The organism is Psychrobacter raelei (assembly GCF_022631235.3).
Classification (GTDB): Bacteria; Pseudomonadota; Gammaproteobacteria; order Pseudomonadales; family Moraxellaceae; genus Psychrobacter; species Psychrobacter raelei.
In genome coordinates, this window is sequence record NZ_CP093310.2 from 1,465,620 (window position 1) to 1,489,590 (window position 23,971).

Annotated in this window: 20 protein-coding genes and 2 pseudogenes; 4 read left to right on the top strand and 18 right to left on the bottom strand. The window is 45.2% G+C overall.

What is annotated here, in order from left to right:
- Positions 1–72 precede the first annotated feature (72 nt).
- From MN210_RS06220 to MN210_RS06235, 4 genes are all read right to left on the bottom strand, one after another.
- Positions 73–1,485: an anthranilate synthase component I family protein gene (locus MN210_RS06220; protein WP_338412770.1), complete on the bottom strand. Its 1,413-nt coding sequence runs from the start codon at positions 1,483–1,485 to the stop codon at positions 73–75.
- A 123-nt stretch (positions 1,486–1,608) separates the two neighbouring features.
- On the bottom strand, positions 1,609–1,920 hold the full coding sequence (locus MN210_RS06225; protein ID WP_241879568.1) for a Trp family transcriptional regulator: 312 nt from the start codon (positions 1,918–1,920) through the stop codon (positions 1,609–1,611).
- Between the two features lie 169 nt (positions 1,921–2,089).
- Positions 2,090–2,686, bottom strand: a complete 597-nt coding sequence (locus MN210_RS06230; RefSeq protein ID WP_011960412.1) for a hypothetical protein — start codon at positions 2,684–2,686, stop codon at positions 2,090–2,092.
- A gap of 134 nt (positions 2,687–2,820) precedes the next feature.
- Positions 2,821–5,082 carry an ornithine decarboxylase gene (locus MN210_RS06235; protein WP_338412771.1) on the bottom strand — a complete coding sequence of 754 codons (2,262 nt, stop codon included), beginning with the start codon at positions 5,080–5,082 and terminating at the stop codon, positions 2,821–2,823.
- A gap of 370 nt (positions 5,083–5,452) precedes the next feature.
- On the opposite strand from MN210_RS06235, the gene MN210_RS06240 reads away from it, so the two are divergent.
- Entirely contained in the window at positions 5,453–6,712 is a 1,260-nt protein-coding gene (locus MN210_RS06240) for a DUF819 family protein (protein WP_110816552.1), read from the top strand.
- A 79-nt stretch (positions 6,713–6,791) separates the two neighbouring features.
- On the top strand, positions 6,792–7,535 hold the full coding sequence (locus MN210_RS06245) for a M90 family metallopeptidase (RefSeq protein ID WP_338412772.1): 744 nt from the start codon (positions 6,792–6,794) through the stop codon (positions 7,533–7,535).
- A 128-nt stretch (positions 7,536–7,663) separates the two neighbouring features.
- Here MN210_RS06245 and bioD (MN210_RS06250) read toward each other — a convergent pair whose 3' ends face one another.
- The 7 genes from bioD (MN210_RS06250) to MN210_RS06280 all read right to left on the bottom strand — a co-directional run bounded on the left by bioD (MN210_RS06250) (position 7,664) and on the right by MN210_RS06280 (position 13,793).
- The gene (gene bioD / locus MN210_RS06250; RefSeq protein WP_338412773.1) at positions 7,664–8,554 is read right to left on the bottom strand and encodes a dethiobiotin synthase; all 891 of its coding nucleotides are present in this window, start codon (positions 8,552–8,554) and stop codon (positions 7,664–7,666) included.
- A 146-nt stretch (positions 8,555–8,700) separates the two neighbouring features.
- Positions 8,701–9,600: a PhzF family phenazine biosynthesis protein gene (locus MN210_RS06255; RefSeq protein ID WP_338412774.1), complete on the bottom strand. Its 900-nt coding sequence runs from the start codon at positions 9,598–9,600 to the stop codon at positions 8,701–8,703.
- Positions 9,601–9,637: 37 nt separating this feature from the next.
- Entirely contained in the window at positions 9,638–10,324 is a 687-nt protein-coding gene (locus MN210_RS06260; RefSeq protein WP_241879574.1) for a hypothetical protein, read from the bottom strand.
- Between the two features lie 67 nt (positions 10,325–10,391).
- Positions 10,392–11,159 carry a dethiobiotin synthase gene (bioD, locus tag MN210_RS06265; protein ID WP_241879575.1) on the bottom strand — a complete coding sequence of 256 codons (768 nt, stop codon included), beginning with the start codon at positions 11,157–11,159 and terminating at the stop codon, positions 10,392–10,394.
- On the bottom strand, positions 11,156–12,463 hold the full coding sequence (gene bioA / locus MN210_RS06270) for an adenosylmethionine--8-amino-7-oxononanoate transaminase (RefSeq protein WP_241879576.1): 1,308 nt from the start codon (positions 12,461–12,463) through the stop codon (positions 11,156–11,158). Before bioA ends, bioD (MN210_RS06265) begins: the two co-directional genes overlap by 4 nt.
- A 562-nt stretch (positions 12,464–13,025) precedes the next feature.
- Positions 13,026–13,475: a winged helix-turn-helix transcriptional regulator gene (locus tag MN210_RS06275; protein ID WP_155587174.1), complete on the bottom strand. Its 450-nt coding sequence runs from the start codon at positions 13,473–13,475 to the stop codon at positions 13,026–13,028.
- 69 nt (positions 13,476–13,544) lie between these two features.
- The gene (locus tag MN210_RS06280; RefSeq protein WP_338412775.1) at positions 13,545–13,793 is read right to left on the bottom strand and encodes a polyhydroxyalkanoic acid system family protein; all 249 of its coding nucleotides are present in this window, start codon (positions 13,791–13,793) and stop codon (positions 13,545–13,547) included.
- A 5-nt stretch (positions 13,794–13,798) separates the two neighbouring features.
- On the opposite strand from MN210_RS06280, the gene MN210_RS06285 reads away from it, so the two are divergent.
- Positions 13,799–15,493 carry a DUF1365 family protein gene (locus MN210_RS06285; RefSeq protein WP_338412776.1) on the top strand — a complete coding sequence of 565 codons (1,695 nt, stop codon included), beginning with the start codon at positions 13,799–13,801 and terminating at the stop codon, positions 15,491–15,493.
- Here MN210_RS06285 and MN210_RS06290 read toward each other — a convergent pair.
- Together MN210_RS06290 and MN210_RS06295 are read right to left on the bottom strand one after the other, a co-directional pair.
- Positions 15,374–15,832: pseudogene (locus tag MN210_RS06290) on the bottom strand (NAD(P)H-dependent oxidoreductase); the annotation flags it as partial. The gene MN210_RS06285 and the pseudogene MN210_RS06290 sit on opposite strands and share 120 nt — an antisense overlap.
- Before the next feature lie 77 nt (positions 15,833–15,909).
- Positions 15,910–16,092 (bottom strand): annotated as a pseudogene (locus tag MN210_RS06295) (aldo/keto reductase); the annotation flags it as partial.
- Between MN210_RS06295 and MN210_RS06300 the strand changes: the two are divergent.
- On the top strand, positions 16,046–16,543 hold the full coding sequence (locus tag MN210_RS06300; RefSeq protein ID WP_338412777.1) for a LysR substrate-binding domain-containing protein: 498 nt from the start codon (positions 16,046–16,048) through the stop codon (positions 16,541–16,543). The pseudogene MN210_RS06295 and the gene MN210_RS06300 sit on opposite strands and share 47 nt — an antisense overlap.
- A 28-nt stretch (positions 16,544–16,571) precedes the next feature.
- On the opposite strand, the gene MN210_RS06305 is transcribed toward MN210_RS06300, so the two are convergent.
- The 5 genes from MN210_RS06305 to MN210_RS06325 all read right to left on the bottom strand — a co-directional run bounded on the left by MN210_RS06305 (position 16,572) and on the right by MN210_RS06325 (position 23,856).
- Entirely contained in the window at positions 16,572–17,285 is a 714-nt protein-coding gene (locus MN210_RS06305) for a DarT1-associated NADAR antitoxin family protein (RefSeq protein ID WP_155587182.1), read from the bottom strand.
- Between the two features lie 147 nt (positions 17,286–17,432).
- Positions 17,433–19,115, bottom strand: a complete 1,683-nt coding sequence (locus MN210_RS06310) for an AMP-binding protein (protein WP_338412778.1) — start codon at positions 19,113–19,115, stop codon at positions 17,433–17,435.
- Positions 19,116–19,303: 188 nt separating this feature from the next.
- Positions 19,304–20,386, bottom strand: coding sequence for a CaiB/BaiF CoA transferase family protein (locus tag MN210_RS06315; RefSeq protein ID WP_338412779.1), 1,083 nt, complete (start codon positions 20,384–20,386; stop codon positions 19,304–19,306).
- Complete coding sequence (locus MN210_RS06320; protein ID WP_241879583.1) at positions 20,379–22,550, bottom strand: 3-hydroxyacyl-CoA dehydrogenase NAD-binding domain-containing protein; 2,172 nt, start codon at positions 22,548–22,550, stop codon at positions 20,379–20,381. Before MN210_RS06320 ends, MN210_RS06315 begins: the two co-directional genes overlap by 8 nt.
- Positions 22,551–22,647: 97 nt before the next feature.
- Positions 22,648–23,856, bottom strand: coding sequence for an acetyl-CoA C-acetyltransferase (locus tag MN210_RS06325; RefSeq protein ID WP_155587186.1), 1,209 nt, complete (start codon positions 23,854–23,856; stop codon positions 22,648–22,650).
- Between the last annotated feature and the right edge of the window lie 115 nt (positions 23,857–23,971).

Consider the following 23,971-nt stretch of genomic DNA (forward strand, 5'->3'; position numbering starts at 1 on the left):
TTTTTTTGATATAAGTATAGGCTCGATAAGGCGTCTGCCTATGCTAAAGACAGATCTATGCCAAAGACAGCTTTAGCTATGAATAAAACTGTCTAGCACTACCTTCATCGCCGATAATTTGCGCTGAATCTCTAGATACTCATCTTGTGGGTTTGAATCATAGACATTGCCGCCACAAGTTTGTGCATAAGCGGACTCACCATTGATAAACAGACTGCGAATGGGAATGGCAAAAATACAGTCGCCATTGAAGTTAAATGAACCCAGCGCTCCGCCATAAGCACCGCGGCCATCGAGCTCTAGCTCATTAATAATCTTAATGGCTTCAATTTTTGGGGCGCCAGATAAGGTGCCGGCTGGGAAGTTGCTGGCAAGTGCGCTGAACATGTCCTCATCAGGGTGCAATACGCCGACAATCTCTGATGAGATGTGCTGCACGTGAGAGTAGCGCTTAATGTCCATTAGGCTGCGTACTTTGACCGTACCAAAGCGGGCGACTCGGCCAATATCATTACGGTGCAAGTCAACGAGCATATTGTGCTCAGCAATCTCTTTGGCATCGTTTAGCAAGGCGCGCGCCAATTGACGGTCTTCAACCTCATCTTTGCCGCGTCTGGCTGTACCTGCCAGCGGATAAGTCTCCATCTCACCTTGACGCAGGCGGAACAACAGCTCAGGTGAGGCACCAATAATGCGCTGGGTAACGAATTTCATAAAGTACATGTGCGGTGAGGGGTTTACCTCACGCAGCTTTTCATAAATAGGGATGTGATCACCGCTAATCTTATATTTGGACTTAAAGCCGACCTCACACTGAAAAATACGCCCTGAGATGATGTCCTCTTTGACCTGCATTACCGCTTGGGCATGCTGCTCACGACTCATGCCATCACCTAAGAATTCAACGGTAGGTGTGCTATAGCTGGGTACAGGTGAGCTTAGAAGCTGTTTTACGGTATCGATGCGGTTTTGCTGCTGATGAGTGGGGTAATAAAAATAGAAGATCTCACCAGTCATTTTATCGAGGGTTAGGCCATCTAGGTAGACGCCAAATTTGAAGGCCTCGAAATGCTCGCTGGCTTTGGCATTGAGGCTAGGCTCAAAAAAATTGACGCTGTCATACCCAAGATACCCCACCAGTCCACCGGTTTGATCACGAGCAATCACATGCTGAGGGGTGATGCTGCGCAGCAGCTGGTAAGGATTGTCGGTGGGATAGTCGGTTACCTCACCGCTGTGATTGTTAGTAATGCGTAAGGTTTGGCGATCGGGTGCGGCGATTGTCATGGCCGGCGAGAAGCCAATGGCATGATGACGAGACATATGACCTTCTGCGCCCAATGACTCAAGCAGATAGCAGGTATCAAACTGCGCTTCAATGCGCTTAAATAACTCAAAAAAATCAATGTCTTGGGTCAGTTTAATACGAACCGGCTTGCTGGGTATGGCAATGGGATCAGGCTGCTTTACGGTGGCTGTACTCATAAATAAATTCCAAAAAAACAAGGGTGTAATCAGTAAATATGCAGTAAAAATGAGGATAAAAGGTCATGTGTGTTAAGATAACTTAATATGAAGACAATTTGGTATGAAGACAATAAGATAGATTTATTCTATCTTACTATTGGCCGCCTCTTGCTGACGATGAGTGGCCAAAAGCTTATCAATGGCTGTCGCATCTTGTTGCTGTAGCGCTCTGGCACCGCGCGATACTGTGGCGATCCCCACGCCCAGTTGCTGAGAGATAACGCGCTGGGTCACCCCTTGCTGTAACAAATCAAAGATACGCACACGATTGGCAATATCTTGCTGCTCTTTATCGGTTAAAAGTGCTGACAATACTGCATCAATCTCTTTGTCGCAGCTCAGATGTGCCAAATGGCCAAGTAGGCTTTTATAAGCGGGGTTTGGGGTGGTCATAATACTGTCCGTTAAAACTATGTTTCAGTATTCTAGTACAGTAGTACATCAATGTAAACCCTCAATTTTATGGCACAAAAAAAGCAGCCTGACACAGGCTGCTTTTTTTGTGGTGAACTAACGCAGTCTACCGCAGTAACTTTACGTTGAGTCTTCTTAACGCTTAGCCTTATTTGTTTAGGCAACTGGGATCAAAGTCTTCATTGATTAAGATGGTGCGGCTGATATGACCTTTGGCATCTTTTTCATAATCAATAATCACAGGGCGTCCCAAATCTGGGTCACACTGAGCCAACAACGCTTTTGGGGTTAGGTAGCGCATGGTGGTTATTTTGGCATCATTGGGGATGTTTCCTTTAAACCAGCTTTGATTTAAGCTCTCTGGAGATTCATCATAAAAATCGTCGCTATACGCGTACAGCTCATTGCTTTGCGCCAAAAAACAGCTGGTCTGATCATCTAAAGCGGATAAAGGCTGCGGTGTGCGCTCATACAAATTCACCCAGGTATCGTCTAGGTCATATTTTTCACTTTGCTGCTTAAGCTTGCTCAAGTCACAGCTGCCGGGATGAAACGCGGCGCTGATGTCTTTGATCTCATTAGCAGTAAAAGGGATGGGGGCATCATTTTTTACCACAGGTTTGCTTGAGCTCGGTGTGCTGGTCACCGGACGTTTAGCGGCTGTGTCTGGGGTAGAAGCACAGCCACTTAGGGCTAAAAGTAGGGCGGAGTAGCTAACATACTGCAAAACTTTGGAACGATTCATGGATAAGTCTCAGTGACGAAAAAGATAAAATATGACCTTTGTTAGTGAGTTTATAACAGGTATCGCCTAATGCCACAAGCCAAAGGTCAATTGATGCTATTTAAAACAACACATTTTAAGACAACGCATTTAGACTAAATATGACCAAAAGGCGTCAACGCCTCTTGTTTGTCTTCAAAAGAGGCTGAGTCGTGATAAGGCTCAATCTCGCTAGACGCTTTGTAAGGTAGTGGCTCGGCAGGGATAGAGTCATCTTTTAGCACATAAGCCCATGCCTGCTTGCGGCCTTCTTCATTATACTCCCAGTACACGCCTTGAACCTCCGGCTCAAAGCCTGGCAAGGAATTAACCCCTTCTTCTAATGCTAAGAAATAATCCAGCACTGCACCGCCCCAAACTTCGCCAGGCACGATACAATAGACGCCAGGCGGATAAGGCAGGGCACCTTCCATCGCAATACGGCCTTCAATATGCGCCAAAGGCACCAGCTCAATGTCATTGCGAATAAAGGCATTGTGCGCATCAAAAGCACGCATCGCAAACTTAGGACGGTGCTCACGCTTAAACATTTGCTGCTGTAACTGGTTCAGCTTGTGCTTGGCATAAAAATCATGCAGACGCTGACACAGCTCATTGATATCTAAGCTTCGATATTGTGGGTAAGCTTTGGCCAGTGAGGGCAGCACCTCGCTCACCGGACTGTTAGACTTAATGTGCGCCTCAAAGCGTACAATACGCGCCACCAGATGCTGGAACTTGGCCAGCGTCTCGGCAGGGGTTAGCAAAAAAAGAATGGAGTTTAAATCCGCTTTTTCTGGAATGACCGAGCTTTCACGCAGATAATGCGCCAGCAGCGGGGCGGGCACACCAGTTGCTTCATATTCACCTGTATCCATATTGATGCCAGGGGTGGTCAATAGCAGCTTACAAGGGTCAATAAAGTACTGCTTGTCAGCATATTGCTCGAAGTCATGCCAGCGCTCACCTTCTTTAAATTCAAAGAAGCGAATGTCATTGGCAATTTGCTCAGTATCGTAATCTTGCCACAGCTTGCCATCAATGGTTGGCGGCACAAACGGCTTAATTAAAGTGCAGGTATCGAGCAGCATTTTGCGCGCTTCAATCCCCCCAATGACACACTCATGCCACATACGCTGACCCGCTTTGCCCTCGTGCATCTTAGCGTTAACATCCAAAGAGGCAAACAGCGGATAAAAAGGGCTGGTCGACACATGCATCATAAACGCATTGTTAAAACGCTTGTGGTTGACATAACGCGCCTGCCCACTGATATGATTGTCTTTTTTGTGAATCTGTGAGGCTTGTGAGAAGCCGGCTTGCTGCTTGTGCACTGACTGAGTCACAATAATACCCGGGTCATCGGGTGTCAGCTCTAATAATAGCGGTGAGCAATCTTGCATCATAGGGATAAACTGCTCATAGCCAACCCAAGCGCTATCGAACAAGATGTAGTCACATAAATGACCAATCTTATCCACCACTTGGCGAGCATTATAAATGGTACCGTCATAGGTACCCAGCTGGATCACGGCCAGACGAAAAGGGCGCTTTGCATCAGCACGTTCTGGAGATACCTCACGAATGCGCTCACGAATCTCCGCCTCATCAAAGCAGTGTGAGGCAATGCCCCCTATAAGACCGTAGGCATTACGGTCAGTCTCAAGGTATACCGCCGTACCACCACTCATAGACAGTGCACTTTGATACACAGACTTGTGGTTATTGCGATCAAAGAGTACCAGATCATCATGCGCCACAAGGGCACCAATGGCGATTTTGTTCGAAGAAGACGTACCGTTTAATACAAAATAGGTTTTGTCGGCGTTAAACACTTTGGCGGCATGAGCCTGCGCTTGAAAAGCAGGGCCTTCATGAATCAATAAATCGCCTAAGCCCACATCCGCATTACAGGAGTCAGCACGAAATAGGGTCTCACCGAAGTATAAAAAGAAGCGGCGACCTGAGGGATGGCGGCGAAAAAACTGACCACCTTGATGACCTGGGCAATCAAAGGCGGCATTACCATAATCGGTATACTCACGTAGCGCTTGGAAAAACGGAGGATCTAGGGTGTCTATATAGTGCGCCGCTGCGGCATTGACCAACTGGCCGTTATAGTATTTTTGATCATCAGCCAGCTCTAGCACGCCGTATACGTGAGGCAGCCATTCATCAGGAACGCTATCGCCATACTTGATGGCCACAAAGATAGGAATACTAAAGCCCAAATCTTCAATTTCAGCATGCGCCTTGGGCAGATCTTCCATAGTCACCACAATGACGGCAATATTGGTAAAATCAGTGGCTTCAACTTCCGTCAAACGGTAGTTACAATTGAGCGCGTATTCGATGCCATCGCTGACGGCTATTTTCATTATACTTTCCTTAATTCTTTATAAGCGGGTATGCTGATATCTAAGATAGGCTACTATTAAGCAGCAAGGGTGCGTATTATTCCCAAGATGCTTTCATTTAGCAAATTTGTCCGTCATTTTACGCTAATTATCTGACTCATTCATTGCTTTGTGTTTGCCTTTCATAACCTGTGCGCCATTCGTTTAGGTTGACGGCGGGCTTTATTATGCTTATAGCGGCAGGCGGTATTGTGCTGGCAGGCCATATTAAGCTTTATTACGATTGTGTTGCAGCAAAAATAGGGCTTCTTTATACTGACGTGTTTTTTTTGCAATAAACGTTGCTTTTTAGCAGTCCATTTTATTTTGCTATCCTGACCGGAGTTAGCCAATGCCTGATTTATCTCATCTACTTGCCTCAGTCACGGCCATTGAAAGCTTGCCATTAGCTTTTGGCATCATCATGGCCATTATTGGCTTGGTTTTTTATACCCAAGGCCTACCGGGCAAATTCTGGCGCAGGTTTTATGCAGTATTACCCGGCATCGTACTGTGCTGCTTTATTCCTGCTACTTTAAATAGCTTAGGGGTGTTTGCAGAAGGTATTGGCTCGCAGATATATAACTTTACCGCCACTTATTTATTGCCTGCCAGCTTACTGCTGATGACACTGTCGATGGATGTGCCTAAGATTTTGGGATTGGGCTGGAAGGCCATTGCCATGTTCTTTGCAGCAAGCTTTGCCATTATCATCAGTGGGCCGATAAGCTTAGGCATTGCCAAATGGATCTCTCCTGAGATGTTTATGGATGACACTTTATGGCGGGGGTTTTCGGCAGTAGCCGGCAGCTGGATTGGTGGTGCGGCCAACCAAGCGGCCATGAAGGAGCTGTTTGGGGTCAGTGATGACTTGTTTGGCATGATGATATTGGTTGATACCACCAATGCCTCTTTATGGCTATTGGCTATCTTGGTGATGGCCAAACACAGCGAGAAAATTGATAAGTTTTTGCGTGCAGATACCGGCAGTATTGAGAAAGTGGTGGCAGCGGTTGAGAGCTATGAGCGCGATAACGCGCGCCCCGGCAGCTTAAATGACTTGATGGTAATGTTTGGTCTGTGCTTTGCTATGGTGGGTTTGGCGCACTTCTTGGGCGCAGAGATTGCTGGCTTCTTCTCGCCGTATACTTGGGCGGTGCAATACAGCTTTGCCAGCTCGTTCTTTTGGATGGTGGTTATCATTACCTTAATTGGTGTGGGTTTCTCCTTTACGAAGGTGCGCCGCTTAGACCATATTGGCGCCTCAAAAATGGGCACAGTGTTTATCTTTATTCTGATTGCTGCCATTGGCATGCAAATCAACCTAAATGGCCTCGTCTCTCAGTGGCGCCTGCTACTTATTGGTCTATTATGGATGTGTATCCATGTCGTGATTGTCTTTATCGTGGCAAGGCTTATCCGGGCGCCTTTCTTCTTCTTAGCCGTGGGCTCGAATGCCAATACTGGCGGCGCCTCTTCAGCCCCCATTGTGGCCACGGCCTTTCATCCATCACTTGCGCCTGTGGGGGTCTTCTTGGGAATATTGGGCTATGCGGTGGGTACTATTGGCGGTTATGTTAGTACACAGCTTATGCGTTTGGTTGTGGGGTAGAGCGATAGTAGGACAATAAGACAGTAAGATAGGATATATCTAGGGCAATTGGTGTCCGCCCTGCCGTAGGAGGTTATTCATGTTCAACCTGATAAAAGACTGGCGAGAACAGCGTATATTAGAGGATAGTCGCTTTAGTGAGGATGATTGGCGCCAAGTGGCGGGCAAGATTGCTATCTTAGATAACCTATCTGAGGCTCAGCGATTAAAACTGTTTGATTTGGCCACTTTGTTTTTGCATGAAAAGCATATTCAAGGGGCAAATGGCTTTGAGGTAACGGACTTTGCGCGCCAGTCCATTGCACTACAAGCCTGCCTGCCCATACTCAACTTGGGGCTTGAGTGGTATAAAGGCTGGTCATCTATCATCATCTATCCTCATTCATATATGAGTGAGACGACCACGACAGATGAGATGGGGATTGTACACGAGGCGCATCAGCATCGCAGCGGTGAGGCATGGCTACGTGGTCCGGTGATTCTATCATGGGAAGATGTTAAGGATGCGGGCCGGCGTGATGGGCACAATGTGGTTATTCATGAATTTGTGCATAAGCTTGATATGCTAAATGGTCGGGCTAATGGCTTTCCGCCGATACAGTCAGATATGGATCCTACTGAATGGACCAAGGTTATGGAGCAGGGGTTTGCTGATTTTCAATACAGCCCTAAGCCTGGCATTGATGATTATGGGGCGACCAATCCAGCTGAGTTTTTTGCGGTATTAAGCGAGGTGTTTTTTGAAAGACCCAATGATCTGATGGCAGCTTATCCGGATATTTATCAGTTAATGGTTGCGTTTTTTCGGCAACAGCCGTTGTAATCAACTGTAATTAACGCTCATTTTGGGCATGTTTTAGTGGCTATATAATACTAATTAGTGATGGGCTGTTTTGGTTGTTGTGTTTTATCAAGTCGATATCCTTGATAAATCGATAAATTGATAAATAGCTATTCTCGGTAAGCACGGCCATTATACAGCAGTGTATCAGCAATCGCCTTCGCGTAGCTTTCTATACTGACGCTTGAGCCTGCTTGCACCAGCGCATGGGTGTTTACCGTAACATTCAAATCAGACTGTGAGGTTATCTCAAACTCATCCCACTGTTTGTAAATAGGGTCAAGTCCATAATCGCATACTTGAGGCATCTCTACCCAGTATGCATCAGGGTGATGCTGGGTTAAATAATGCCACAAAACGCTGCGTGTGTGTTTTGCAATCTTGGTGCCCGTATCGTGCTCATCAAAGGCTTGCTGATATTGATTTTCATCAAGTAGTGTCTGCTCAGTGAACTCAACATCCACATCGTGCCATTGATTATAAACCAGAGCGTGTAGCGACAAACCACGTCGTGCTAAGGTCTCAAGCACCAACAAGGTATAATCAATACTTTGTGCTTGCCCAGAGGTGATGACTATTACCGGATGCCCCTGTGAGGCCATATAATCTATGGTTAGTACGGATTCATTTAAAGGCGACATAATGCCGCCCTCAATTTCTAATAAGACTAATTCGTGCTTCAGCTGTAGTTGTTTGGTTGCGACGGCAAGTCGTCTGGGATGAATACTGACATTTTGTAACTGTGAGGCCAGAGACGGTGACGCAGAGAAGGGGAATACAAAAGGGCAGCTTTCAGATGCTTTATCAACCACTTGCAATGGCATTTGCATTATTTTTCGATGAATCATGATGTCAGTAGCGATGTCGCGATCACAGCCAGTTTGTACCAGTTTTTGAGTGATGACATTGACACCTTGTTCCATAAGCTGTTTGCCAAGATAGCCGGTTGCATAAGTTTTGCCAATATGAGGGCCGGCGCCAGTAATAAAAAATACGCTCATGATTTTTGCTTCTGTTATATATTTTAGTACTTGGTTATTATATCCGAACAGCTTACTTAAAAACTCATCTTTAACATGATATCGTAGGTTAAATAGCCCACACCATAAAGCTGACCATAAGGCTTTAACCTCGCTTTATTTTATTGTTAAATCTCAATGACTCCACTTAAGTAACGTACAGCATGCCCTGATATCAGCACTCTATCGCCTTGTAGCTCGCATTGCAGTTCGCCGCCACGGCTTGATGCTTGGTAGGCGAGCAGCTGATCTTTACTAAGTTGTTTGCCCCATAATGGTGCCAGTGCCGTATGTACAGATCCGGTTACCGGGTCCTCAGCACCGCCTAAAGCCTGAGAGAAGTACCGCGAAATAAAATCATACTTGCTGTATTTATTTGATTGCGCTTGGGCAGTTAAGACCAGACCTAGCGGCGCCAATTGTGTCATCAACAGGGTGTCTGGTTCAAACCCTAAAACCGCCGTTTCATTATCAAACATAATAAAATAAGCCTGATGATTTTTATAGATTTTATGTGCGTTAGGCAAGTGCGCTAACACTGTATTTATGACGGGATCTACATCTGCTGCAAGCTCATGAGTGGCAGAGTAAATCAGCGACGGCAGGGTATTTGGAAAATTCATACGAATTTTGCCCTCAGGCGTCTTTTGAATGATTAAGCTTCCCACGGCTTTGGCATAAAAATGAATGCTTGTGGCGGTACTATGCTGTTCAAACAATAAAAATGCAGACGCTAAGGTCGCATGACCACAAAAGTCCATCTCTTTAAGCGGCGAGAACCAGCGAATATGGTAATCAAGCGTCGCCTTATCTTCTAAATCGGTCTCATTTTTTACCAAAAAAGCCGTTTCTGATAGGTTGTTCTGACTGGCTATAGACTGCATGACCGAGTCTTCTAACCACTGGTTGAGGATTATAACTGCTGCTGAACTGCCTTTAAAAACCGTGTCTGTAAAAGCATCTATTATGTGTATATCTAATGGCATAGGGTTCTCTTTTTTTGGTGCGGTATCACAGTTCAAGGTCATGATACTTCTTAATACTTATTAGACCGTTTAATACTTGTTAGACCGTCCACTGATCGTTAACGATGGCGACCAGATAGGATTTACCTTGGTACTCTTCAAACACTAGGCGCATAGCACGCCAGTCCATCCCTTGATACTCAGGGTTTTTTCCGGAGTGATAAAATTCAACAAAGTCGGCATTGGGATACACCTCTTTAAGGTTATTCAAGCTATTGCCTGAGCCTTGAAACTGATTAAATGTGGCGTCTTTAAAGTCATATTGTTGTGCGGCCACCCAGTGATCTAAAAAGTTAGGTAGGGTGGTGATGTATAAGTCGCCTGTACCGTCTTTGGCGCCCCAAGTAAATTTCACCCGAGATTGCTGTAAGTAAGTGGTGAATTGCTCACGGCGAAACACCTTGTCAGCATCTTTATGTATATAAGCATACATACTAAAGCGCACACCTTTAACAGGATGGATATAAGGGGTTAGCGCCTCATAGTTACCCGCAGCTAAGTCATCTTTAATCTGCTTGGCCTGCTGCAAGACCTGTGTCTCTTTGTTTTGTGCGACTACATCGTTATTGCCAACATCAGAGTGATTTGCCTCATGCTCCGGGCTACCGGCAGGGACAGAGGCTGCTGTACAGGCGCTGGCAAGTAAGCAGCTGGTCAATATCATCCCTAGCTTAGCGCTAATCTTGACACGCTTAGCACGTCTATTGGGGTTTAGCAGCTGAGTCATAGCGTTTTATCCTTGATGTCTGGGTTAACCATATTTTAAATGTGTTATCTAATTTTTATGATCATTATCAAACAGTCGGTAGTGCATCGAGTAATTCGCTAGCATACTTAGCCATCGACTGCGATGTGTTTTGGGAAGTATCTACCGAATCTGTGTCTGTTATGTGGGGTAGATTTACCCAATAAGTCTGTGGATGGTGGCGTTCTAAATAGCGCTGTAAATAAGTCTGGGTATTTTGTTTAATAGCATTGTCAGGCGTATACGCTGACGCAAGATACGTATTAGGCTGCCACTGATTATAGATCACTGCATGTAGCGGTATCTGGCGCTGAGACAATGCTTCAATACTTAATAACGTATGGCTGATGCTGCCAAGACGTCCTGAGGTCACTAAAATAACGGGATAGCCCATAGCTGCCACATAATCTAGGGTAAGCAAGGACTGACTCAGCGGCACCATCAGTCCGCCAGCACCTTCAAGTAATACGATATCATAGCTTGTCGCTAACGCTTGAGTGGCTTTGGTAATCACAGCGGGGTCAATAAAAGTATCTTCTAGGTAGGCCGCTAGATGCGGTGAGGCAGGTTTTGTAAATACATAAGGGCAAGTTAAGCCGTCATGATCTGCCGGTTGTAGCGGTATGTCCATCATTTTTCGATGGCTAATAATATCCTCGCTAATGCCTAGGCAGCCAGTTTGTACCAGCTTTTGGGTGATAACCGACTTTAGGCGTTGATTAGACGTCATTTGCTGCAATAGTGCTTGCGCTAAAGCGCCTGTCGCATAGGTCTTACCAATATCGGTATCGATTCCGCTGATAAAAAATACACTCATGACCAATACTCCGCCAAGACTTGGGTTAGCCGCTCACATAATAGAGCCAATTCTTCATCGGTCATAATTATCGGCGGCATAATATACACAAGCTTACCAAAGGGTCTAATCCAGACTTTGTGCTTGATAAGCAGTGCTTGAAACCGCGGCATATCAACGGTGTCATACAGCTCTATAACGCCAATCGCACCTAATATGCGTACATCAGCGACCTTATGATTGGTGGCCAACGGTTTTAGATATTGCCGTAACAGCTGCTCAATATGGCGGGCACGTTTGGCATAATCACCTTCAATAATCAGCTCTAAAGAAGCCAATGATACAGAGCAGGCGAGGGGATTACCCATGAAAGTCGGCCCGTGCATTAACGCCGAATACTCACTATTGGCAATACTGTCTGCTACAAAACGTTGGCATAAGGTCGCCGCAAAGGTCATATAACCGCCAGTTAATGCTTTGCCCACAGTCATAATATCAGGTGATATATTGGCATGCTGGCAGGCGAACATCTTGCCAGTACGGCCAAAGCCTGTTGCTATCTCATCGGCAATTAATAACACCTGATACTCATCACACAGTTTACGCAAAATTTGGAGATATTCAGGGCTATAAACCCGCATACCACCGGCGCCTTGTACCACAGGCTCAATGATAAAAGCGGCCATTTTATGCTGATTTTGTTCAAAAAATGTACACAAGCTTTCTTTTATACAGGGTGTTAAGGCAGTGTCGTAACCGGCTTCTGGCGTGTCCGTGAACAGCTGTATCGGCAGCTGTTTCCCATAGATACTGTGCATCCCATTTATAGGGTCACAGATGCTCATGGCATGCCAGGTATCACCATAATAGCCGGATCGAGTGGTTGCTATCTGATTGCGCTCAGGCTTATTCTGAGACAATTGATATTGTAGCGCCATCTTTAAGGCAACTTCGACAGCAATGCTGCCGCTGTCGGCATAAAATATGGCATCTAAGCCATTAGGAACGATTGATAGTAATTTTTTACCCAAATCTATGGCCGGTTGATGGGTTAAGCCGCCAAACATGATGTGGGCCATATTAGACAACTGAGCTGTAAGCGCTGCGTTTAATTTCGGATGATTGTATCCGTGCGTGGCTGCCCACCAAGATGACATTCCATCGATAAGCTGCTCACCAGACTTGGTATACAGATAAACGCCGTCAGCTTTATCTATGACCACATTAGGATATGATGGCGGCAGACTTGCGTATGGATGCCACAGATGGCGCTGGTCAAAGTCATCGAAGTGCTGATTAAATAGATTAAAATTATTATTGTGCATAACGTTGGCAAACTTATGATTAAAAATCTCAAAGCGAAATAAAAAATAGCCGCAACATGTTAGCATTATTTAGAATCATATTAAGAGATAGATTCTGCATAACAATTTCTGCATAACAATAATTGTTCCAAAAGTGAGTCATGACAGCCATCTTGAATCTTATAAAAGCGGTTGGTTTGTTTTCGCATAATGTATATTATGTTAAATAAAATCTATTAAAGCTGTTGCCTATAAGGACTTGTAATCTACAAAATATTAGCTATGAGTACGCCTTTCGAGATCCATCAAAGTTACGAATGTTCTGCATAGAAAAAGCCAGATTAGATAATCGTACTACCGGCCATTGATTCAAGTTCTATCCGATTCCAAAAATCGCCATTATCGAAATAAATATTATCTACACCACCTCCCCATTCAGAAAACTGGTCAGATATTGTGATTAAACCATCAGAAACCGCCTTATGCGCCTTTATCCGAATGATATTCAAAAGTGGATGGGGTACTTTTAGCACGCGGCGTTTACGAGCAAAGTCCTAAGCGCTCACATTCACAAGATTGGCCATCAACGCTGCCGGCTAATGGCGCGTTTACCAATCTCTATCCCTGTATTTTTATCAATGACCACAGGCTTTATTTCAAGGCCTGTTTCTGAATCTGTAAAAATCGGCATCTGAGCGGGTGTGTCGCACAATTTATGGGTGCGGCCCCAAGCGCCTATTGAGAACAATACTGGCAATACATCCTGCCCCGCCGCTGTTAGCAGATACTCCTCACGCGGTGGATGCTCTGAGTAGCTTCTTTTTTCAAGCAGCCCCTCTTGCACCAAAGTTGCTAAACGCTTGGTCAGCATTGAGGGCGCGATACCCAAACTGGTACGAAAATCATCAAATCGAGTCAGTCCACTATGGGCATCGCGTAAGATAAGCAGGCACCAAGAATCACCGAATACCGACAGACTATGGGCAATCGGACAAGTAGCAAGGCTGGGTTTATCTAAAGGTAATTTAGCCATAATGAACCTTATTTTTTTATGATTTTATGAGTGTCATTATAGCGCAACCTTGGTAATCTAAGCACTAAGTTAAGACTTTTCTGCTATCGCCTTATCTAGGTTTTGCTCAATTTGCTGTTTTATCTTGGGCAAAAAGCTTTTGAACAAAAACCCAAGCTTGGCATCTAACTCAAACTTATCAGGCGCACTGAGCAACTGCCCCGTGGCGCCCGTACGCTTAAACGTGACGATGTCTTTATCCTCTAAGCGCAGATAAAGACAGTCATCACAACTTACGGCATCAAGCCCTGCCCCATCAAATCTTAACTGGCACAACATGGCATGTGCGTCACCTACCCTCAAAACATGAATTTAGCTATCCCTACCGCTATTGGGGGCTGAGTCTAAATAGACTGGTGGCAGGCGATTTCCCAGATAAGCTTGGTAAGGCTTGGAATAATTTGCATCATTTTGATTTTTCTGACTATGTTGAGCTAGAAAAGGTGGAGCATGCTCATTATAAGAATGCACAATATGTAACAGATGATCTTACGGATAAACAGCGACAAGCACAGCAGTGGCAACATAAAGTCTTACAACAGTTTCAGCGATTGACCGATAGCGCGCCTAGCGGCGACATCTTAGCACTGGTAGTGAGCCGAAATTTGGGGTTTTATTTTAGTCCTGTTAACTTCTATATTGGCTTTAATGCTAAGGGCGATGTCAGTCATCTGTTGGCAGAGATTAGCAATACGCCATGGGACAAACGTCATTTTTATGGGTTCAAACTAGACGGCAATATCAGCGAATTTAGCCACAATAAAGGCTTTCATGTCTCACCCTTTAACCCTCTTGACCAAACATACACTTGGAAGGTTAAGCTCGTAGATAATCCGCTTGGATTAAAGCAGCTCATATTAAGCATTCAAGTATCAGACAGCAGAGGCAAGGTGTTTGAGGCCGGTATCAACATGACGCCTCAAGCTATGACCGTTTCAAATATTACTAAAACCCTCACCAACAATCCTGTTATGAATTACAGCTCGATGCGCCGTATTTACTGGCATGCATTGTTAATATACGCCTTAAAAAAAGTACCTTACATGGGTTACAACCAACGATTACAGGGCAGTAAACAAGCCGCTCATGTTGCTAGCCGGCAACACAATGATCAAATTAGAGAGCCTAAAATGTTAATACAGCCACACCACCCTACAGACAGAAAAACGCACTCATTGGTCAAGCGTGTGACAAATAGCCCTGCGCTAACCCCTGTTAAGCTTGGTATTGATGTGGTGTCTCGCCGTGTCTTATTTAAAGCCTTATCTTACTTACAATTTGGCAGCATCACGGTTATTGAAGGCCAAGGCTCCAATAAAACCAGAAAACGCCGTAAAACGCACAACACCTTTACCTTTGGCAACAAACCTCAAAAATTAAACCCTAAATTTAGTGGTGAGGTGGCAGGCAATCATGCGCTTCATGCCGTGCTAGAGGTGCATAATAAAGACTTCTATCGCAAGCTGATCACAGGTGGCGATATTGCCCTTGCAGACAGCTATATTAACGGTGAATGGGAGGTGGATGACCTCACCGCTTTGATTCGACTTGGTGCCCGCAATAAAAATATAAGCCATAAACTTGACGGTAAGCTTAGCAAGCTGACAAAAACCTTTGAGTTTAAAAAACATAAATCTCGTTCAAACACAGTCAGCAATTCAAAATCGAATATCCTAGCGCATTATGACCTTGGTAATGACATGTATCAGTCGTTCTTGGACGATAGCATGATGTATTCCTCCGCCATTTATCCAGCACTGGGGGCAACGCTTTATGAGGCTCAGCAACATAAATTAAAAACACTCTGCACATTGTTAGAGCTAACGCCTGAGGATCATGTGATTGAAATCGGTACAGGCTGGGGCGGATTTGCCATTTATGCCGCGACGCACTATGGCTGCAAAGAACTGCTTAGGGTCGGTAAAGGCAATGGCAGGGGCATTCCAAGTCACCGAAAGCATATACTGCTTGCCTTGTAATAATCCACCAGAGCCGTAGTTCTTCTCAGGGTCTTGGCGCGTACGCCCATCGCTTTGATATAAGCGGCCGTGACCTAGAGTGAACACCTCGTCGATATACTTCTTGACTATCCAAGGCACACCCATCCACCAAGCCGGCGTCTGCTGAATGACCACATCTGCCCACAGCCACTTTTGTATCTCTTCTTCTACCTCATAGCCGGCATCAATGTGGGTGACTTGTACCTGATGCCCCAAATCTAGCAGATGCGCTTTTGCCGCCTACGTCATGGTGTCATTAAGCTTGCCATGTGAATGGGCAAAGTTTTTGCCGCCATTTAAGATTAATATGTTTGTCATGTTAATTACTCTGTATCTATTTAATCATTTTAAAGCCAAAAGCCAGAGGTCTTGGCCTCTATTTGAATGTCAAAACATTAATCCCAAATGGGTGCCAGACCCTCAGGATCGACTTCACGGCTGTTGGCCTCTAACTGATCAATTTGTGCCATCTGCTCATCACTTAACGTGATATGTTGGGCTTGTAAGTTGCTGGCGAGATTTTCACGCTTTGTGGATGAAGGAATAACCGCGTACCCTTTGGCCAATGCCCACGCTAAAAGACTCCACCTTATATGCCACGCTGCTGGCTTAAGTCAGATTCGAATTCTAGCCAGCCCAGCCTATTTACAGCCACAGGGCACACCGCAAGGCGTAGAAGACTTAGCTCACCATCAGCTACTGGTATTTAATGCTCTACCTAAGCTTAATGATTGGCCAATATATGATGCCTTTAATAACCTATTTCACGCTCAGACCAATATCAAGGCCGATAGTGGTGAGACCTTAAGACAACTGGCCTTATGCGGTACTGGCATTGTCTGCTTATCTGACTTTATGACCCAGCAAGATATTAAAGAAGGACGCTTGATTGAGCTGTTTGCGTCAAGCACCATAAAAATGCAGCAGCCCATTAATCTGGTCTACTATAAAAATAGAAAACTGTCACAGCGGGTCAGCTCATTTATTGATTTTATGAAAAAAGAGTTTGGTACCTCTAAGCCATTTTAATCTGTATCTTTATATGGCGGTATGCGCTCTAAAACCAGCCTTCTTGCAAAAGATGCTCAGTATTACTCAGCTCAAACCCAGTGACCAAATCATAGAAGGTGCCTGGGTCCTCGATGCCCTCTAACAGCTCGCGCTTATGCAAGGCCACAAACATCGCCAGCGAATAGGCCGGACAATGCACATTCTTTTTTGGGTTAAATGAGATGTCAGTAAAGGCTTGATACTGTAGTACTTCTTGATGCAAGTGCGGATTTTGTTTTAAGGCATTCACATACAGCCAGTCATAAAACACCGTTAAAGGCTCAAGCCCCCAGACCATACCAAAGTAATCATAGCCAGTGATTTCTCCTGAGCTTATAAGGCGCTCATCTTTTTTGGCCTGTCTGGGTGCGGCATCTAACAAATCTACAAAGGGGCCACCGCCTTTAAATACTTTGCTGGCTTGATACGCATTCTCTACACTGTATTGTTGACCATCTTCTTCATTGGTGATCTTAAGGCTCACCGGGCTTAAAGGAAAGCTTAACTTATTGCCGGATTTGCTAGACAGCTCCAGCACATTTTTAAAGCCGTATTTCTTTTTGATGACTCGGTGCAAGTCGTTAAGGGTTTTTTTCTTTTGTCTGGTTGCAAATCCCACATGCCGCTCAATTCGAACCATGTCCGTTTTTACTAAATTGTCACTACCAACGCGTGGCATGAATACGGGTTTTTGTTCTGTAGCGGTTTGTGCGTGTTCCATAGCAAGGTGCCTTTTATTTCAATGAGCATGTTCAGTGTTAGCGAGGCAGTTTATAGCATTCTAAAAAAATTATCTTGCTGTATTTGCAGCTTTTAAGCCGTGAGCCACCTTTTGTACTCGCCACGGCATAAAATCGATGTAAAACGGCTAACGATTACTCTTCGCACGAAGCTTATGCCTTAAGATTTTACCTACTGTAGACTTAGGCAGCTCATCGATAAACTCAATATGACGAGGACACTTATAAGCGGCTAGGTTCTTTTTACAAAATTCAAAGAGCTCTTTTTTGGTTAAGCTTGAGTGGTCAGATACCACAAATAATTTTACAGATTGGCCTTGTAGTTCATCCTCCACACCCACCACTGAGCATTCTCTAACTTTAGGATGCATCTCCACAACACCTTCAATTTCATTAGGATAGACATTAAAGCCGCTGACAATGAGCATGTCTTTTTTTCTATCAAAGAGCTTAACGTAGCCTTTGTCATCGATAGCGCCCACATCGCCTGTTTTCAGATAGCCATCTTTGGTAAAAAACTTACTGTTATCTAGGTTGTGATAGCCTTTAATGACATTCATGCCTTTAATGCCAATCTCCCCTTCTTCGCCCACACCCAGTACATTTTCTTCATCATCAAATATCTTAATATCAACGCCTGGGACAGGCATACCAATCGTACCGGTAAATTCTTTATTGGTTAAAGGATTGGCAGTACCCACGCCGAGGGTCTCTGACATCCCCCATCCTTCATGAATGGGGACGCCAGTAGTATCTAGCCATTTGCGTGCCATTTCAGGTGTCGCCGCCATACCACCTGCCAAAGACAGTTTTAAGTTTGAAAAATCAACGGATTTAAATTCAGGATGATTTAACAGTGCTTGGAATAAGGTGTTCACTGCTGGCAGTAGATGAAATGGTTCTTTTTTTAGCAATTTGACAAAGGCGTCAATGTCACGCGGATTGGTGACAAGTAAGAAGTGTTGTCCGGTACGAAACCCGAGTAAAGAGATAATAAAAGCAAAGATATGATACAGCGGAAGGGCAATAACTGAGGTTAACTGACCGTCTTTATTGGCGTCATAATTTAACGGCTTAAACCATTCATCATACTGCTTGGTGCCATAGACCACATTATGATGAGTGATCAATATTCCTTTGGCCGTGCCTGTGGTGCCGCCGGTATATTGAATTAAAGCTAAGTCATCAGGCTTGCTATCACAACGGGTGTATTTGAGCTTTTTGCCTTGTTTTAACACCGCTTTAAAGCTAACTTCTTGGCACTTTGAGCAGCTTGATAGATCATAGTTAGGCACTGCTTTTTTGAGGTGTTTGGCGGCTAGGTTAATCAAAGCGCCTTTTGCTGTGCCTAACATGTCACCAATGGCGCTGACAACGACAGTTTCAACAGGGGTCTTATCAATAATAGAGTCTAGGCCATGGGCGAACGGCTCTAGAATAAAAATAATTTTGGCATCGGCATCAATCAATTGATGTTTTAGCTCTCGTGAGGTGTACAGAGGGTTGATTAAAGTTAGAACCATACCTGCGCGTAAAGCGCCAATAACTATAGGCAAGTACTGATTAACGTTAGGCATCATAATCCCAACCGTTGAGCCTTGTGCCAATCCTAGAGTCTGAATCCATGCAGCGATGTTTTTAGACATCTGATCGACTTCGGCATAGGTATATGACACGCTCATATTGGTCATAAACTTATTTTTGGCAAATTTTGTTAAGGTGTCATCGAAGAAGTCATTCAATGATTGGTTGAGAGGGGGCAGCTCCTTGGCGACACCTTCTGGATAAAACTCAGTCCAAAACTTATTCATAACATACCTTCCCTGGTTAAGTAATACACTTCAGCCTTGAAGTGCGTACAACATAGATAAAAACAGCCCGCTATAGCCACTTATCCCAGCCACTTATCCAAACCACTTTAGAGGGGCCAGCGAGCTATTTTTACTAAATATATTAATGTCAAATACGCTTCATGTATGGCTTGTAAATATGAAGACATTTAACGCACCACCTGCCAGCCCGCCGTCGCCCCATACTGATCTTGATGAGCAAATAACGGATGCTGTTGTGCTTCTGCAAGCGTCAGCACAGGGCTCACACAGACATCAGTGTCAGCAAAGACTTGTTGCCAATGCGATAGTGGCTGGCTGGCAAATTTGTCGGCCACTGTCTTCATCGCAGCACGACTATCTGGCATGTTTGGTAACACCCCACGTTGCCAATGCGTATTTTTTAAATCGGCCAATCCCAGTACGTCACAAAGCCCCTGCCAGAACTTTAATTCAAGCGAGCCTACAGCCATATAGCGCTCATCTGATGTCTTGTACAGGCGGTAGCAAGGCAATAGACCTCCCAAAAAATCATACTGGGGGGCAGGTTTTTTGCCGGTCATCTGCTCGATAAGCTTACCCGTCGCCTTTGGCATGACCATATGCTGGTATAAGCTGTGAGTCATACTGATGTTAATATGTCGACCCTTGCCCGTGGCCTTAGCAGCAATCAGCGCCGCTAATAAAGCAATGACGGCGGTATCACTGCCGCCTGCCAAATCTGCAAACTGGACATTGGGCATCGCCTGCCCGCCATCGGCTGTCTTTAATTGATCGAGCACGCCACTCATCGCCATAAAGTTGATGTCATGACCCGCTTTGTGGCGCCAACCATGAGTCACCGCGTCAGCATCGGCATAGCCATAGCCATAGCCATAGCCAGTAATAGATACCATGACAAGTTTTGGATTAAGCGCTTGTAAAGTCTCTGCACTTAACCCGATGGCTTCTAATACCCCAGGACGGAAGCTATCTAGCATGACATCCGCATCTTTTATGTGCGCTTTGATGGCCTCAATACCTGCTGCATCACGAAAGTCCACTTTTTGAGTGTCTTTGCCGTGGTTTAGGGCGGTAAATAGCTCACCAAACGCACGGGCTGGGTCCCCATTTAGCGGCTCAATCTTGACAATCTGGGCACCCAAATCTGCAAGTAATCTGGTTGCAAATGGACCAGGCAAATTACGGGTTAAGTCCACTACCTTGACGCCTTGAAGGCAATCCGCCATTTGATCTAAACGTCGGCTACTCATCACTAAACTCCTGCCCCTTTTCAGCCATTTGTACTAAAATGTTAGCAGGTTCAAAGCGTTCACCGTAGGCGGCAGCAAGCGTGCGACTACGCTCAACGAAGTTTTTGACACCTACAGAGTTGATAAATTGTAAGGTGCCACCTTGATTTGGCGCAAAACCCCAACCGAAGATTGATCCGACATTCGCATCTGCAACCGTCCGTACCACATTCTCCTCAAAGCATTTGGCGCTTTCATTGGCTTGGATATAAAGTAGGCGGTCCACCAAGTCTTGCTGTGAGGGCTGCTTATCTTGGGTGGGATAAAGCTTGGTTAGCTCAGGCCATAAACGTTTTTCACTGTCTTTAGGATAGTCATAAAAGCCTTTGCCTACCTTCTTGCCTTCACGGCCCAGCTCTTTTACCATCTTCTCAACAACTGGCATGGCCGGATGCGCATTAAAGGGTTTACCTTCGGCTTGTAAAGCACGCTTGGTCTGCTGCATCACGTGAAGAGATAAGCTTAACGATACCTCATCTTGTAGGGCTAATGGCGGCATTGGCATACCAGACTTCATGCCAGCCACTTCGATACTACGGGGATGGATGCCTTCACTGAGCATCGCAATACCTTCTGAGACATAAGTGCCAAATACGCGGGAGGTGTAAAAGCCGCGACTGTCATTAACCACGATCGGTGTCTTCGCAATTTGACCCACATAATCAAAGCCTTTGGCTAAAGTGGCATCATCTGTTTCTTCACCCACAATAATTTCAACCAAAGGCATCTTATCTACCGGAGAGAAGAAATGTAATCCGATAAATTGGTTGGGACGTTTGCTGGCCTTAGCCAGTTCGGTGATGGGTAATGTCGATGTGTTAGAGGCATAAATGGCAGTTTCTGCAATAACCGCTTCAGTATTGCGAGTACACGCCGCTTTAATATCGATGTCCTCAAACACCGCTTCAATAATCAAGTCACAGTCTTCTAAGTCATCATAAGCGGTAGTGGTGTTAATTTTATCTAATAAAGCCTGTTTCTTCTGCTCCGTGGAACGACCACGGCTAATCGCCTTGTCTAACAGCTTGCTAGAGTAGTCTTTGCCTTTTTCAGCGGCTTCAATAGAGGTATCTAACAGCACAACATCTATGCCTGCTTTGGCAGAAACATAAGCAATACCTGCGCCCATCATACCTGCACCAAGGATACCTACTTTGCTCACTTTAGAGCGCTCAAACCCTGCAGGGCGTGACTGACCTTTTTTGATGCTGTTTAGCTGTGTCCAAAGGGTGTTGATCATGTTTTTAGACACATCAGATAAAGCACAAGCCACAAAATAACGCGACTCAATTTTAAGACCATTATCGATGTCGGTTAAACAGCCCTCGAACACACTAGATAAAATGTGCGTAATGGCAGGATAATTGCCATGTGATTTTTGATTGGCCATGGCTGGGGCAATTGAGAAGACCTGAACCACTTTAGGATGCTTGCTGTCTCCTCCTGGGATTTTAAAACCTCTTTCATCCCAAGGCTGGCAGGCTTTAGGGTTGCTATTGATCCAGGCTTTGGCTTTGCTGATAAGCGCCTCGTTGTCTTTGGCCGTATCATGGATAACACCGAGCTCTACCGCTTGTTGAGGGCGAAGCTCTTTGCCTTGAGTCATTAGCTCAAGTGCTTTTTGGATGCCAATAAGACGAGGCAGGCGCTGAGTACCGCCACCGCCTGGCAATAGACCCAGCTTCACTTCAGGTAGACCCAGCTTGGTCTTTGGTGAATCAATAGCAATACGATAATGACAAGCCAAGGCTAATTCTAAACCGCCACCCAAAGCCGTACCGGTCATAGCGGCCACTACTGGTTTTCCGGCAGTTTCAAGCTTACGCAGGCTGGTTTTTAGATCTTCTACCAACTCAAACGCTTGTTCTGCGTTTTCAATCTTGGCCAACTGATCAATATCAGCACCCACCACAAAAGTTGATTTGCCTGAGGTTAAGATGAGGCCTTTTGCCTCTGTATCGTTGATAAATGCATCGGTCAAAGTGGCAAATGCCTCGTTAAAGCCATCGCCAATCACGTTCATTTTACGATCGCTTTGATCGATGGTAACTGTGATGATGCCGTTGTCTGCTTCTGCAGAGAAGTTATTTAATGCATTAATGATGTTTACGCTGTTTGTGCTCATGTTATGTCCTTATTATTTCTACACGTAATGTAGGGCGTGTATTCTGTCCGTATTTAGACCCTAGAAGAGTGTGCCCTTATCATTGATAAATTGCGGGTTAAACACGCTCAATAATAGTCGCAATACCCATGCCACCACCCACACAGAGCGTGATCATAGCCGTCTTTAGGTCACGGCGCTCTAGCTCGTCCAAGACAGTAGTCAAAAGCATGGCGCCTGTTGCCCCTAATGGATGACCCATGGCGATAGCGCCGCCATTAACGTTGACTTTATCTAGCGAAACACCAAAGTCTGCAGCAGTATTCATCGGGACCGCAGCAAAGGCTTCGTTGATTTCCCAAAGGTCGATATCAGCAGCACTCATGCCCGCCTTATCCAAAGCTTTTTGACAGGCTGGAGTTGGGCCGGTTAACATGATGGTAGGCTCTGAACCGATAACAGAGGCCATAGTAATCTTAGCGCGTGGCCTCAGACCGGCTTTCTCGCCAGCCGCTTTACTACCGACTAGACACAAGGCAGCCCCATCAACGATACCTGATGAGTTGCCCGCATGGTGAACGTGATTGATATCCTCAATTGTGGTGTATTTATCAAGAATAACGCTATCAAAGCCCATCTTGCCAGGCATAGCAAATGAGGGATTTAATTTTGCCAAGGTTTCTACAGAAGTATTAGGACGAATGGTTTCATCTTTATCTAATAATAAAAGACCATTAATGTCGGTTACCGGCACCACGGATTTATCATAGTAGCCCTGCTCCCAAGCGGCAGCCGCTCTTCTGTGCGACTCTGTGGCAAAGGCATCGACATCTTCACGACTAAACCCACGCAAAGTTGCAATGGCATCAGCACCAACGCCTTGTGGCGCGAACTGAGTCGCAACGTTGACACGAGGATCCATATACCAAGCACCGCCATCTGAGCCCATAGGCACACGGCTCATAGACTCAACACCGCCGGCAACCACCAAATCTTCCATACCAGACATAACTTTGGTGGCGGCTAAATTAATTGACTCCAGACCAGAGGCACAAAAACGTGACAGAGTTAACCCAGCCACGCTTTGATGCCACTCGGCATCAATCGCTGCAATACGAGCAATGTCAGAACCCTGCTCACCGACTGGGGTGACACAGCCTAACACGATATCGTCAACCAAACTGGTATCTAAGTTGTGGCGCTGCTGCATCTGTTTTAATAGTGTGCGAACCAGCCAAATTGGAGAGGCTTGATGTAACGAGCCATCTTTCTTACCCTTGCCACGAGGTGTGCGGATGGCGTCATAAATATAAGCAACTTCAGTCATAAAAATCCCTTTTTTAATTCTTAATATCATTTATGGTCGAACGGTTGGTTTACGCTAAGATAGCTTAAGTAAAGCTATTTGGTGACTTGATATTGTTTTTAAGTCACCAAACATA